Origin of the sequence: Paenibacillus silvae (assembly GCF_014639235.1) — a bacterium.
GTDB lineage: Bacteria > Bacillota > Bacilli > Paenibacillales > Paenibacillaceae > Paenibacillus > Paenibacillus silvae.
The window spans coordinates 235,462-249,272 of the sequence record NZ_BMFU01000002.1; the positions used below are offsets into that span (position 1 = coordinate 235,462).

General features: G+C 48.5%; 12 protein-coding genes. 10 read left to right on the forward strand and 2 right to left on the reverse strand.

Features of this window, described 5'->3' with window-relative positions:
- The first annotated feature begins 10 nt into the window (after positions 1-10).
- Positions 11-1,408 (forward strand): aldehyde dehydrogenase, encoded by a 1,398-nt coding sequence (locus IEW26_RS07155; protein WP_188591851.1) that lies wholly within the window; start codon positions 11-13, stop codon positions 1,406-1,408.
- Between the two features lie 79 nt (positions 1,409-1,487).
- On the opposite strand, the gene IEW26_RS07160 is transcribed toward IEW26_RS07155, so the two are convergent.
- Positions 1,488-2,399, reverse strand: coding sequence for a helix-turn-helix domain-containing protein (locus IEW26_RS07160; RefSeq protein WP_188591852.1), 912 nt, complete (start codon positions 2,397-2,399; stop codon positions 1,488-1,490).
- A 212-nt stretch (positions 2,400-2,611) separates the two neighbouring features.
- Here IEW26_RS07160 and IEW26_RS07165 point away from each other — a divergent pair, with 212 nt between their 5' ends.
- The 9 genes from IEW26_RS07165 (at position 2,612) to IEW26_RS07205 (ending at position 13,352) form a co-directional block, all read left to right on the forward strand.
- Entirely contained in the window at positions 2,612-4,795 is a 2,184-nt protein-coding gene (locus IEW26_RS07165) for a glycoside hydrolase family 52 protein (protein WP_188591853.1), read from the forward strand.
- Positions 4,792-6,951, forward strand: coding sequence for an alpha-glucuronidase family glycosyl hydrolase (locus tag IEW26_RS07170; protein WP_188591854.1), 2,160 nt, complete (start codon positions 4,792-4,794; stop codon positions 6,949-6,951). The genes IEW26_RS07165 and IEW26_RS07170 overlap by 4 nt, the downstream gene beginning before the upstream one ends.
- Positions 6,952-7,021: 70 nt before the next feature.
- Positions 7,022-8,098 (forward strand): sorbitol/xylitol/iditol dehydrogenase GutB, encoded by a 1,077-nt coding sequence (gene gutB, locus IEW26_RS07175; RefSeq protein WP_188591855.1) that lies wholly within the window; start codon positions 7,022-7,024, stop codon positions 8,096-8,098.
- Between the two features lie 206 nt (positions 8,099-8,304).
- Positions 8,305-8,571, forward strand: a complete 267-nt coding sequence (locus IEW26_RS07180; protein ID WP_229729714.1) for an HPr family phosphocarrier protein — start codon at positions 8,305-8,307, stop codon at positions 8,569-8,571.
- Positions 8,572-8,714: 143 nt separating this feature from the next.
- On the forward strand, positions 8,715-8,966 hold the full coding sequence (locus IEW26_RS07185) for a type B 50S ribosomal protein L31 (RefSeq protein ID WP_111270833.1): 252 nt from the start codon (positions 8,715-8,717) through the stop codon (positions 8,964-8,966).
- A gap of 163 nt (positions 8,967-9,129) precedes the next feature.
- Complete coding sequence (locus IEW26_RS07190) at positions 9,130-9,438, forward strand: Dabb family protein (RefSeq protein WP_188591856.1); 309 nt, start codon at positions 9,130-9,132, stop codon at positions 9,436-9,438.
- A 189-nt stretch (positions 9,439-9,627) separates the two neighbouring features.
- Positions 9,628-10,389: an SDR family NAD(P)-dependent oxidoreductase gene (locus tag IEW26_RS07195; RefSeq protein WP_188591857.1), complete on the forward strand. Its 762-nt coding sequence runs from the start codon at positions 9,628-9,630 to the stop codon at positions 10,387-10,389.
- A 289-nt stretch (positions 10,390-10,678) separates the two neighbouring features.
- Complete coding sequence (gene poxB, locus IEW26_RS07200) at positions 10,679-12,406, forward strand: ubiquinone-dependent pyruvate dehydrogenase (protein ID WP_188591858.1); 1,728 nt, start codon at positions 10,679-10,681, stop codon at positions 12,404-12,406.
- A gap of 190 nt (positions 12,407-12,596) precedes the next feature.
- Positions 12,597-13,352, forward strand: a complete 756-nt coding sequence (locus IEW26_RS07205) for an SDR family NAD(P)-dependent oxidoreductase (RefSeq protein ID WP_188591859.1) — start codon at positions 12,597-12,599, stop codon at positions 13,350-13,352.
- A gap of 188 nt (positions 13,353-13,540) precedes the next feature.
- Here the strand turns inward: IEW26_RS07205 and IEW26_RS30295 are convergent, their stop codons facing one another.
- Positions 13,541-13,720: a ribosomal protein L7/L12 gene (locus IEW26_RS30295; RefSeq protein WP_229729715.1), complete on the reverse strand. Its 180-nt coding sequence runs from the start codon at positions 13,718-13,720 to the stop codon at positions 13,541-13,543.
- Positions 13,721-13,811 lie beyond the last annotated feature (91 nt).

Sequence of the window (13,811 nt, forward strand, 5' to 3'; positions counted from 1 at the left end):
TGAAGCAGTTATGACAACGTTGCAGGAGTTAAGCAGTGAAGATGTTCAATTGATTTTGACAAGACAACAGTCGTTTTTTCGTTCAGGAGCCACACGTTCGGCTGAAGTGAGAATACAGCGGCTAACCCGCCTGAAGCAGGCTATACAGAAGTACGAAACCAGACTGACAAAGGCGTTATACCAAGACCTGGGAAAGAGTGAATTCGAGTCATACACGACGGAGATTGGTTTTATGCTGGATAGCATCACACACACGATTCGCAAGATATCAAAGTGGATGAAACCCACCAAAGTCAAAACTCAAGTGGCACTTCTCGGTTCCAAAAGCTTTATCATTCCTGAGCCATATGGTGCGGTTCTGATCATTGGACCATTCAATTATCCATTCCAGCTTCTCATCGAACCACTGGTTGGTGCAATTGCTGCGGGCAATACGGCGGTGCTTAAAGCGTCGGAGCATACCCCGGCCGTATCCGCTGTTGTAAGGGACTTGATTGGTGAGGTGTTCGAGCCAGAGTATGTGCAGGTCGTCGAAGGGGCCAAGGATACGACAACAGCGCTGATTCATGCGCCATTTGATTATATTTTTTTCACAGGCAGTGTACCGGTCGGGAAAATTGTGATGCAGGCTGCGGCCCAAAACCTCGTGCCTGTCACGTTGGAGCTTGGTGGCAAAAGCCCTGTCATCGTAGATGAACAGGCTGATATTCAAGTGGCGGCTGAACGCATTATCTGGGGCAAGCTGCTCAATACAGGGCAAACCTGTATCGCACCCGATTATTTGCTAGTACATGAGCGTGTAAAACAGCCCTTGATTGAAGCATTGAAAGGAGCGATTGCTGCTTTCTTCGGAACAGATATTCAAAATAATAAGGATTACGGGCGCATTGTTAACCATTCACACTTTAAACGACTTACAACACTTATTGAACGAGATCGCGAGAAGGTGATCTATGGCGGGGCTTCGGATGAGGAGCATCGTTTTATCGAGCCGACTTTGATTGATGCTTTATGGGATGCAGCCACGATGGAGGACGAGATTTTTGGGCCTGTTTTGCCAATAATCAGTTATAGTCACCTTGATGAAGCGATTGCTCAGATTGTGAAACGTCCCAAGCCGCTTGCGTTGTATCTGTTTACATCCAATAAGGATGTTCAGGATAAAGTATTAACCGAGGTTTCCTTTGGCGGTGGCTGTATTAACGATACGATTACACATGTTGCCAATCCGCGTCTGCCGTTTGGAGGAGTCGGACATTCAGGCATAGGCTCATATCATGGGCGGTACAGCTTTGAGACTTTTTCTCATATGAAGAGTATTCTGAAAAAAAGCACCAGGATTAACCCGCCTGTGCTGTACCCGCCGTATGATAACAAGCTGAAGCTGATCAAGCGTTTGCTGAAATAACAGCTAACCATTGTCACAGACATGAAGTGCTGTTATGCGATCATAAATGAATATAACTTCAAACAGCCTGCCGCTGGACTTATTCCAGAGCAGGCTGTTCCTGTCTGTACCGGGTGGGCGACAAGCCAGACCATCGTTTGAATTGACGACTGAAATGGGCAATGTCTTTATAACCGAGCATTAGTGCAATATTTTGCACAGAGAGCTGGGGGTTGCCTAACAGCACTTTAGCCTCATGCAGCACCATCTGGGATAATACCGCTCGAGGAGACTGTCCAAACACCTGCTTGAATACCCGATTGCAATGTGAAGGACTGATCCCCAGTTCAGCCGCAATATCGTCAATGCCATAGTGACTGTCGGATTCGTGTCCTTGCTTGAATTGCTGACTCATCAGACCTTGGAGCCGAGTACGGATCATGTGCGCCAGTTCAATTCGTTCGTATCCATCCGTAAACGTCTGTGCCGCTTCCTGAGACACGGTCTCCCACAAATGCCCGAACAGCTCGAATACCGCCGACTGCAGCTGCATACGCTGCACCATTGCGCTGGCAGACTGGTCATGAGCTGAGGACATGAGCTTGTGCAAGACAGGCTCGATCTGCCGGGTTACCGGGCTGTCTGCGCTGAACAAGACCTGTTTGATTCGAGCCAGAAGGGAGAGGAAGAGCTGATCATCAATGTCGAAATGCATGCAGAAGTAAGTAAAGCCCAGCCCGTTCCGACTCTGACTGGAGTGCACGCTTCCCGGCGGGATCAGGAGCAGCTCGCCTGCATGTTGTACATATAACGTGCTGTTGATGGTCATGTACTGGACACCCTCTGTTACGTAGTTCAGCTCATACTGAGGGTGCTCATGCGCCGGATAGTCCCAATCTTTCCCGACACTCCGCAGGTGGATTGCGAACAGATTGACGGTTGTTTGCACATCCGGGTAAAAAACTTCCTGCACATTTTCTCCAAGGTCGGGCGGTAAATAAGTGGAAGACATCTGAATTTCTCCTTATGTATGTTTCTTTTTATACCTGTATTTATTAAGATAGCCATAAAGCCGAATGGGTGTAACCGCTTTATATTTTAACATACATCAGCTTGATTTGGGTAAATATCCGATTGATTTGATCATGGTATGCGTGGGCAGTGCGTGATAGGATGGGGCTAATGAAAACGTATGCATATCTATTCCGAGAGGGGTTACGGAGAATGAGTACAGCCAGATCTATTTTTTACAATGCGCATCACGCACCAATCGGGGCATTTGCCAGTTTCACGCTAGGTTATAAGGGGGCCAAAGGCGGATTGGGTCTTGAACTCGGCAAGCCGGCAGACCAGAATGTATATATTGGATTACAGGCTCGTGATGGAGAGCATTATCAGGCACTGCCTTTCTACGAGGCAAGCGAGGACGAGAGCAGCCGTTATGATGTGGAGAAGCTCGAGCACGGAAATCAGGCAACAGATAGCTCAGGGGCGCACCCGCTGATCGCTGCGTTTCAGGATGAAGATATCACACGTGAGTTCACTTCAGGCACAGATACGTGGAATGCGGGTGATCTGCAGTTCCGTATTTATTCACCTGTACGTGCTGTGCCAGACCCGGCAAGCGGCGATCGTGAAGCTCTGATGGATGCGCTTGTGCCAGCGGTATTGGTAGAGCTGACCATCGACAACAGTCAAGGCACAAAGACGCGTAAAGGCTACTTTGGTTATCAAGGCAGTGATCCATATTCCGCGATGCGTTTGATTGGCGGACCTGAGGGCGGATCATTAACAGGGGTTGGACAAGGCCGCCTGACCGCAATATTATCCAAAAATGAAGGCCTGTGGCCGGCGCGCGGATTCACACTGGAGAAGATTCTGGAGGAGAAGCACCGGGATAATCTGGCTTTTGGTCTAGGGTCTACATCTGTACTGTTGATGGAAGTGCCGGCAGGTGAGAAGCGTACGTTCCAGTTCGCGGTATGTTTCTATCGCGGCGGAATTGTCACGACCGGCATGGACACAACGTATTGGTATACTCGTTATTTCTCAGACATTCTGGAGGCGGGTGAATATGCGCTGAACCGCTTTGATGCGTTGACTGCATCCTGCGCCGAGGTGGATCAGCGCCTTGGAACGGCAGCGCTTAGTGAGGATCAATCCTTCATGCTGGCTCATTCCATTCACAGTTATTATGCCAGCACACAATTGCTGGAGGCCGATGGCGAGCCGCTATGGATTGTCAATGAAGGGGAATACCGCATGATGAATACGCTGGATCTGACCGCAGACCAGCTGTATTTCGAGCTTGCTCTCAATCCTTGGACAGTGCGCAACGAGCTGGAATGGTTTGTGAAACGATACAGTTATACGGATGAGGTGCGTTTCCCGGGAGAAGAGAAACTGTATCCAGGCGGGATTACGTTTACGCATGACATCGGTATTGCCAATGTATTCTCTCGTCCGGGCCACTCGGCATACGAGCTGGTCGGCATTGATGATTGCTTCTCACAGATGAGCCATGAAGAGCTGGTGAACTGGCTTTGCTGCGCAACAGTCTATATTGAGCAAACGAAAGATCGGGATTTTGTACAGAAGATGCTGCCAGTGATTCAGGAGTGCTTCGAAAGCATGCTTAACCGCGATCATCCTGAAGAAGCAGAGCGTAATGGCTTGATGGGTCTCGATAGCAGCCGTACGCAGGGTGGAGCAGAGATTACAACATACGACAGCCTGGATGTATCACTCGGACAATCTCGCAACAACATTTATCTTGCCGGCAAGTGCTGGGCCGTATATGTTGCCCTGGAGAAGCTGTTTGCGGCGGAGAAGCTGACGGAACTGTCTCATCAGGCAGGCAAGCAGGCAGATCGCTGTGCAGCAAGCGTGGCGGCTCAGTTGACCGATGGTGGTTATATCCCGGCTGTCATTGCAGAAAACAATGATTCCCGTATTATTCCGGCCATTGAAGGTCTGGTATTCCCGTACTTTACAGGCTGTGAAGCAGCGCTGGATATTAACGGCCGATTCGGATCCTATATGAAGGCACTCCACACACATCTGCAGACGGTACTTGTTCCGGGAACATGTTTGTTTGAAGATGGAGGATGGAAGCTGTCTTCCACAAGCAACAACTCCTGGCTGAGCAAAATCTATCTGTCCCAATTTATTGCTCGTGAGATACTTGGCGTGGAATGGGATGAGTCCGGGAAAGCCGCAGACGCTGCTCATGTGAAGTGGCTGCTTCATCCGGAAGAGTCCTACTGGTGCTGGAGTGATCAGATTTTGTCCGGTGTTGCGGTGGGCAGCAAATACTATCCACGCGGCGTAACTTCCATACTGTGGCTGCTTGAAGGAAAAGGCAATCGTCTGGCAGAGATTTATGCAAGCAAGGAGGCTGTACTATGAGTCAAACTACTATTCAATCCGGTCTGTCCGGTCCACAATATGATGCCTGGCTAGGTTATCACGCTGCACTTCCAGGAGCGAACGATACTGCACGAAAGGCAGCTCCTCTCTGGAGCAAGCGGGTTGAAGTGCAGGAGCAGCATGAAGTGATGGATACAGCACTTACTGAGCTCTCCCAAGGGCTCGGTAAGTTATATGGGGTCCAGCCCGAAATGATTAAATCTCAAACGCAGGGCTCACAGCAGAACGAACGTGGACCAGCTATCCGGTTGGGTACTTGGGCCGGGAGTGATTTCGCAGCGAACGTGCTTACCGATGCTGAGCGTGCCGCTGTACATGGTGAAGGGTTCATTATTCGGGAAGATGAGTCGCAACGTGAACTGGTGATTGGTTCAGAAACACCGCAAGGTATTTTGTATGCAGTCTTTCATTTGCTTCGCGAATTGACATTGAAGCAGGAAGGCGCCGAAGCTGGTGCAGCCGCTGTCGCTGTCGCGACGGAAAGTCAGCCTGAGCGGATTGTCATAAACGAGCAGCCTGTGAATTCGTTGCGAATGATCAATCAGTGGGATAACGTGGACGGCAGTATTGAGCGGGGATATGCCGGACGTTCTATTTTTTACGAGAACGGAGAATTTACACAAGATATAGGCCGCATAAGAGACTATGCACGGCTGCTTGCTTCCACCGGTATTAATGCTGTAGCGATCAATAACGTCAATGTTCACAGGAAAGAGAGCTTGTTCCTTACCGAACGGTATCTGGGTGATGTTGCAAAGGTCGCCGCTGCGTTCAGAGCATATGGCATTCGTTTATTTCTCAGTGCCAACTATGCGAGTCCGATTGAAGTAGGCGGGCTGCAAACCGCTGATCCGCTCGATGAGCAGGTGAGGGAATGGTGGAGCATCCAGACCGCGAAGGTATATGCTGCAATTCCTGATTTCGGTGGTTACCTGATCAAGGCCGACTCTGAAAATAGACCGGGGCCGTTCACTTATAATCGTGATCATGCTGACGGTGCCAACATGCTGGCTGAAGCTCTTCGTCCGTTTGGCGGGCTGGTGATCTGGCGCTGCTTTGTATACAACTGCAAGCAGGACTGGCGGGATCGATCTACAGACCGGGCACGTGCCGCTTATGATCATTTCAAGCCGTTAGACGGTCGGTTTGCGGATAACGTTATTTTGCAGATCAAAAATGGACCGATGGATTTCCAGGTAAGGGAGGCCGTCTCACCTCTATTCGGAGCAATGGAAGACACAAACCAGATCATTGAGTTCCAGATCACGCAGGAATACACAGGGCAGCAGCGACATCTCGCGTTTCTTGTGCCTCAGTGGAAGGAAGTACTGGATTTCGACACGTATGCCAAGGGCAAGGGCTCCGAGATCAAACGCATTGCTGACGGCTCGCTTTATCAGCGTCCATATAGCGGGTTTGCCGCGGTATCCAATATTGGTGCTGATGCATGCTGGACCGGGCATCCGCTGGCTCAAGCCAATCTTTACGGCTATGGCAGACTGGGGTGGAATCCCGACCTGTCAGCAGAGCAGATTGCAGATGAATGGGTGCGTTTAACGTTCGGGCATGATGAGCAGGTTGTTGAGCGGATTACGGGCATGCTGTTATCCTCACTGGATATCTATGAAAATTATACGGCCCCTCTCGGGGTAGGCTGGATGGTGAATCCGGATCATCACTACGGGCCAAATGTGGACGGGTATGAGTATTCCAAGTGGGGAACGTATCACTTTGCCGATCGTTATGGAATTGGGGTTGATCGGACGGTGAAAAGTGGTACAGGATACACGTCACAATATCATCCCGAAAATGCGGCCAGATATGAATCATTGGAGACTTGTCCGGATGAGCTGATTCTCTTTTTCCATCATGTGCCATATACGCATGTGCTGCACTCCGGTAAAACGGTTATACAGCATATCTACGACACTCATTTCGAAGGGGTAGAGCAGGCAGAAGCGCTGGCAGAAACCTGGAGAGAACTGGAGGGCAAGGTGGACCCGGTCATTTACAGCAAGGTGGCTGAACTTCAGGCGGAACAGGCAGAGCACGCGAAGGAATGGCGGGATATGATCAACACCTACTTCTACCGCAAGAGCGGTATTCAGGACGAGCATGCAAGAAAGATTTATTAATGATTAACAGTATGCAGCGTTTTCGTTGAACCAAAAGACAGCACTGACATGCACAAGGAGGAGAATGCGTATGACTCGACATGAACCCTATGAGCTACCCGTAACAATGAAAGCTGCAGTTATGACAAAGCCTGGACATATCATCATTGAGGAACAGCCTGTGCCCACGCCCTCTGCGAACGAAGTGCTGGTGAAGGTCATGGCTGTAGGTGTCTGTGGATCAGATGTCCATTATTTTGAGCATGGCCGCATTGGCAGGTTTATTGTAGAGAAGCCGATTATTCTGGGTCATGAGTGTGCAGGCATGATTGTGGCAGTTGGAGAGCACGTCTCAAGGCTGAAACCGGGGGATCGGGTTGCCATTGAGCCCGGAGTAACCTGCGGTCGATGTCATGCATGTAAAGAGGGACGTTACAATCTGTGCCCGGACGTTCAGTTTCTGGCTACCCCTCCGGTAGACGGTGCATTTGTAGAGTACATGGTGATACGAGAGGATATGGTATTCCCGATCCCGGATCAGCTGACGTATGAGGAAGCGGCAATGAATGAACCTTTCTCCGTCGGTATTCACGCCGCACGTCGAAGTAAACTGGCTCCAGGTACAACACTTGCCATTATGGGCATGGGTCCTGTCGGGCTGATGGCTGTAGCGGCTGCCAAATCCTTCGGGGTTCAGACGATTATCGTAACGGATCTGGAAGAGGTGCGCCTTGAGGCTGCACGCAGGATGGGAGCTACACACACGATAAATGTGCGTCATGAGGATGCTCTTACCGTAATTAAGGAAATCACGGGAGGCATCGGGGTGGATACCGCCTGGGAGACGGCAGGCAATCCGAAGGCTTTACAGTCTGCTCTCTACTCGCTGCGAAGAGGTGGGAAGCTTGCCATTGTTGGTTTGCCCTCGCAGGATGAGATTGCAATCAATGTACCGTTTATAGCGGACAATGAAGTGGATATTTACGGCATATTCCGTTATGCCAATACGTATCCGGCGGGCATTGCTTTTTTAAGCTCGGGACAGCATGATGTCATGTCGTTAATTACGGATCGTTATCCGCTGGAAGAGACACAGCAGGCTATGGAGCGGGCGCTGTATAACAAGAGCGGAAGTCTGAAAGTTATGGTTTACCCGAATGGGATGTGAAAAGTAGGAAGGAGTCCTGTGCATAGAGATGTGCAGGGCTTTTGTTATCGGTTAGGCTCATTTTTTTGTTTTTTCTGCCTGAAAAGCATGGACAACCTGCCAGCACATGGTATAATTCATGATGATTTTAATATATAAATGAAAACACATGAACGATAGCATACACCCTGAAGGTGTTCAGAACTTAGCGAAAGGAACTGAAGGTTGTGAGAACACATGAATTTATGATTCACGCGGATTTCCATCGGGATGAGCTGTTGTCGGTATCTTCACAAGCGTCACGTTTTTCCTCAGAGATATTATTGTCGTATACGGAGGCAGATCACGAGCATCGTGTAGATGTGAAGAGTCTGCTTGGTATGGCACTGCTTCCACTTCGAAATGGCAGCATGGTCCGCCTGCAGACACGGGGAAGAGATGAATTGGAGGCGCTCGAGTACATGCTACATGTACTGGAGAAAGGCTCGGCGTAACGTTGAATCAGATGGATCAACGCATGGATTATAAATTTTTTGTCTTTTCTGCAAATCTTGCTGGTACTTCGTGCGAAAAAAGAGTATAATAAGATTTAGTTTGATTCTAGGGAGTACCCATATTAAAGGAGTGTAAATAGATTATGCCAAAAGTTGACATCCATCCTAAAACACAGCTCGTAGTTTTCTACGACGCAAGTGCTGACTACAAATTCCTTGCTTCTTCGACTAAATTCTCGAATGAAACAATGGAATGGGAAGACGGTAACACATACCCTGTGATCCGTGTAGACACCAGCTCCGCATCCCACCCGTTCTTCACTGGTAAACAAAGAAACGTGGATATCGGCGGACGTGTTGACAAGTTCAACCGTAAATACAACCTCAAAAACTAGTTTACCCATAGATAACAAAGGAAACTCCGGAAGATTATTTCCGGGGTTTTTTTGTGTCTTCAGCAATCGTTCGAACAAGTAGAGTTCAACCAATTATTGCGCTTTCAATCCTTTCAGTTGTAAACTAGAGCATAGGTTTAAACATATGAAGGAGGAAACAGAGATGAGCAGAATAACACATATGGTGACATTTACACTTTATGCAGGCAAGGATACGGCGGAAGCTGAAACTTTTTTGAAGGAAAGTAAGGAAGCGCTTGCGGCTATCCCGGGTGTTGAGGACTTTCAGGTGTTACGCCAGGTGAGTGCCAAGAATGAGTTTGATTACAGCTTTTCGATGGTTTTTGCAGATCAGGCAGCATATGACGCTTATAATGATCATCCGGTGCATCGTCAGTATGTTGCAGAGCGCTGGGAGAAGGAAGTTAGCCGCTTTCAGGAAATCGACCTGATTCAGCACAATGGTGCCTAAGAGCAGGGCGGCGAGGATGCGAAAAGCCATTGTATTTTTATATTCATCATGATTTGATTGAATTGAAAAGCTGATTTGTTCGGTTAAATTTACTTAACAAAATGTACTTAACATGCAGACAATCGAAACCGTTTTCTACGCATAAGTTTGAATGCATAAATCACATTGCAGAAGGAGGTTATTTCAGAGATGCAGCTGAACCTGACGGGGAAAACGGCATTAGTTACCGGAGCAACCGGGCAATTGGGCAGAGTTATAGCACGTACTCTTGCTGCTTGCGGCGCAAATGTGGCTCTGCACTACATAAGCAACGAAGCCAAGGCTATGGAATTACAGCGCGAAATTGAAGCAATGGGCCGTCAGGCCGTGATAGTGCAAGGTGACATCACCAAACAGGATACCTCTTTTCGGATACGGGATGAAATTGAAAGCAGGCTGAGCGGCGTTGATATCGTTGTTGCCAATGCGGTCATTCAGTATGAATGGACAAGTGTACTGGAGCAGGCGCCTGAGGATTATGTGAGCCAGTTCGAATCCTGCGTGATGCAAAGTGTGTATCTTTCCAAAGCGTTTATCCCACACATGCAGCGTATGAGAGCGGGTCGTTTCATCGGTATTAATACTGAATGTGCAATGCAAAATTTTGCGCACCAATCTGCCTATACGGCTGGCAAGCGCGGCATGGACGGGGTATATCGGGTGTTAGCCAAGGAAGTTGGCGAATATCAGATTACGGTGAATCAGGTGGCTCCAGGCTGGACGATCAGTGAACGTGATCGGATCAGTGAGTCTGGACATGATGAAGCTTACACTCGAACCGTGCCGCTGAAACGCAGGGGAGAAGATCAGGAAATTGCCAATGTAGTTGCCTTTCTGGCGTCTGACCTGGCTTCTTTTATTACCGGGGCGTATATTCCTGTAAGCGGTGGCAATGTAATGCCAGCCATATAAATTGGACTCGCTTTGTTTGTGAAGAATTTCCGTTTGCCCTTTGGGCAGGCGGATTTTTTTATTTTTCAGAACTGATAAGAATGATTATTATGTATGTTGGTGGTCTGTGTAAATTGGACTGTGCAAATCTACTACGAATATCTCTAGTCCAATTGATACATCGGTCTTTTTATATTTGAATTGACATATGAAGTTGATTCGCTCTTCAAAAATCCGGGGTATAAGAATAGGTATATTCACGGGATGGAAACCTATTCTAAACAACGGATTAAAGGAGTGACCACACACGATGAAAAAAACGATAGCTGATGTTCTTGTTGAAGCTTTATTAAACGCTGGTATTCACCGAATATACGGCATTGTTGGAGACTCGCTGAATGCGGTTCTCGATTCTATACGCAGGTCGGGCAAAATTGAATGGATTCATGTCCGGCATGAGGAAGTTGCTGCTTTTGCTGCCGGTGCGGATGCCCAGGTCAGTGGAAGCATTGCCGTATGTGCGGGCAGCAGCGGGCCGGGTAATATGCATTTGATTAACGGACTGTATGATTGCCACCGCAACCGTGTGCCGGTACTGGCTATTGCGGCTCATATTCCGAGTGACGAGATTGGCAGCGAGTATTTTCAGGCTACCCATCCAGAGTATCTTTTTCAGGAGTGCAGTCATTATTGTGAAGTCATTACAACCGCCAAGCAGATGCCACGATCGGTTACGATGGCGCTGCAGACTGCGGTTGCGCGTTCGGGTGTATCTGTTATCGTGCTGCCGGGAGATGTTGCGGGACTGACCGCTGCCGATCTGCCTGTTCCCGAGCATGTATATCATACGCCGCATCCTGTCGTACATCCATCAGAGCCGGAGCTCGCCAAGCTGGCAGAATATTTGAATGAGGATAAAAAAATTACACTTCTATGCGGAGCGGGCTGTGCTGGTGCACGTGAACCGCTGCTGGAGCTCTGTGAGCGCTTGAAAGCGCCTATGGTCATAGCACTCCGAGGCAAGGAATATCTGGAGTATGATAATCCGTATTCGGTCGGACTAACCGGACTGATTGGATACTCCTCAGGATATCATGCGATGATGGACTGTGATGTGCTGCTTATGCTGGGAACTGATTTTCCATATCGGCAATTCTATCCCGAGGACGCAATTGTGCTTCAGGTAGATATTCAAACCTCTCATCTCGGCCGTCGTACCAAACTGGATTATGGTGTGTGCGGGGATGTCAAGGCAACGCTCGAAGCGCTGCTCCCACATCTGACGGCCGAACATAGCGATAAACATCTGCGTAAAAGTGTGAAGCATTATACCAAGGTCCGTGAGGAACTGGACGAGCTGGCTGTGGGTAAACCAGGCAAAAAACCGATTCATCCGCAGTATTTGACCAAAGTTATCAGTGATGCCGCTGCAGAGAATGCGATATTCACCTGTGATGTAGGTACTCCAACCGTATGGGCTGCACGTTATGTGGAGATGAGTCAGAACCGCAGATTGCTCGGCTCGTTCAATCATGGCACGATGGCAAACGCACTTCCACAAGCGATCGGTGCTCAGGTTGCTAATCCCGGAAGACAGGTCATTTCGTTGTCAGGAGACGGGGGATTAGCGATGTTAATGGGCGATCTGCTCACGCTGAAGCAGCATAACCTTCCAGTGAAGGTAGTGGTGTTTAACAATAGCGCACTCAGCTTTGTAGAGCTTGAGATGAAAGCCGCCGGTTTCCTGGAATCCGGTACGGAGCTTGTGAATCCAAACTTCGCAATGGTTGCACAGGCCATGGGCATGGAAGGAATACGCGTAGAAGATCCGGGGGAACTGGAAGGAGCTATCGAACGTGCGCTGCAGCATGATGGTCCGGTTCTGATTGACGCTGTTGTTAATCGTCAGGAGCTGTCCTTGCCGCCAAAAATCAATCTTAAACAGGCCGAAGGCTTCACATTGTGGATGATGAAGGCTGTTCTCAATGGGCGCGGGGATGAATTGATCGAGCTTGCCAAAACGAATCTGCTTCGATGAGGCAGTTGTCATGTGCATTAGGTTCGGGAGCAAGTTCAGAGCTTAAGTTTGTTTTTGAACATATTTTTGATTAGAATAGGTACAGTCAGGAGGAAGAATCTTCCTTCCTGATTCTTACATAGTTGATCCAAGTGATCCGGGGAATGTACAAGCACAGTTAGAAATGACACATTATTTGGAGGAGATCATCATGAGTCACACAGGAAAAGTAGCAATCATTACAGGAGCAGGTAGCGGGTTAGGTCAGGCAGCAGCGCTGAAATTGGCTGAACAGGGTGCTTCCATCGTTGTTGTTGATCTGGTTGATAAGACAGGACTTGAAACGGTGAAGCAGATTGAACAGCTGGGAAGTAAAGCGATTTTTGTTCAGGCTGATGTGAGTAAAGCCGCTGAAGTAGAAAATTATGTGAAAAAGACGATCGAAGCGTTCGGTCGAATTGATATGTTCTTCAATAATGCCGGCATTGCTGGCCCCGGCATCAAATTAATTGAACATACGATTGAGCAATTTGACCAAATTATTGATATCAATTTGAGAAGTGTATTTTATGGATTAAAATATGTCATTACAGAAATGCTCAAAACGGGGGGCGGCTCAATCGTAAACACGGCTTCTACAGCGGGCATAGTAGGTGTTCCGGCAGTGGCTCCGTACGCTGCGACCAAACACGGTGTCGTTGGCTTGACACGTACAGCGGCAATTGAATATGGCAAGGAAAACATCCGCGTTAATGCCATTGCGCCAGGTACCATTGAAACTCCGATGGTCGTTCAATTCGGTAAAGATAATCCGGAGGTTTTCCAGGCTACAGTAGATAGCATTCCATCTGGACGTCTGGGCAAGCCGGAAGAGATCGCTAATCTGGTATCCTTCCTGCTTGGAGACGATGCACCATACATTAACGGCGCTGTATATGCAATTGATGGTGCTGTTACTGCTCAATAAAAAGGAACCGTGCGGATCAACCGCACAGTTCCTTTTTTCGTTGAATAGGAGACATGACTTCTGTAATAGAGCATACCTACTGAGTTACGATGCTAGGTTGGATATCGAAACCCCTCTTTATCACGACATTTCCTCCAGTTGACGATCTTCGTCAATTTCTAGAGGTTGCCGTTACTTGACTTCTTCCCCTACCTGTCCAGTGCTTCTACGTAATCCTTTGCTTCTTTCAAAGAAAGGTTTCGGGCTTCGCGCAGTCGCTTGATCGCTTGAATTTTGTTGCCTCGACGCAGCATGTCCAAAAGCTCCCGATCCAGATCACGATCCTGGGAACCGTGGTCACTAGTATTCATTGTATGGATTGTACTCATTGAATTCAACGAATCTCCATCAACAGGATGAGAAAAGGGAGAAGCGTTATGGACTGAAGAAGAGCTGTTCATAGTAAAAGTATTTCCCACG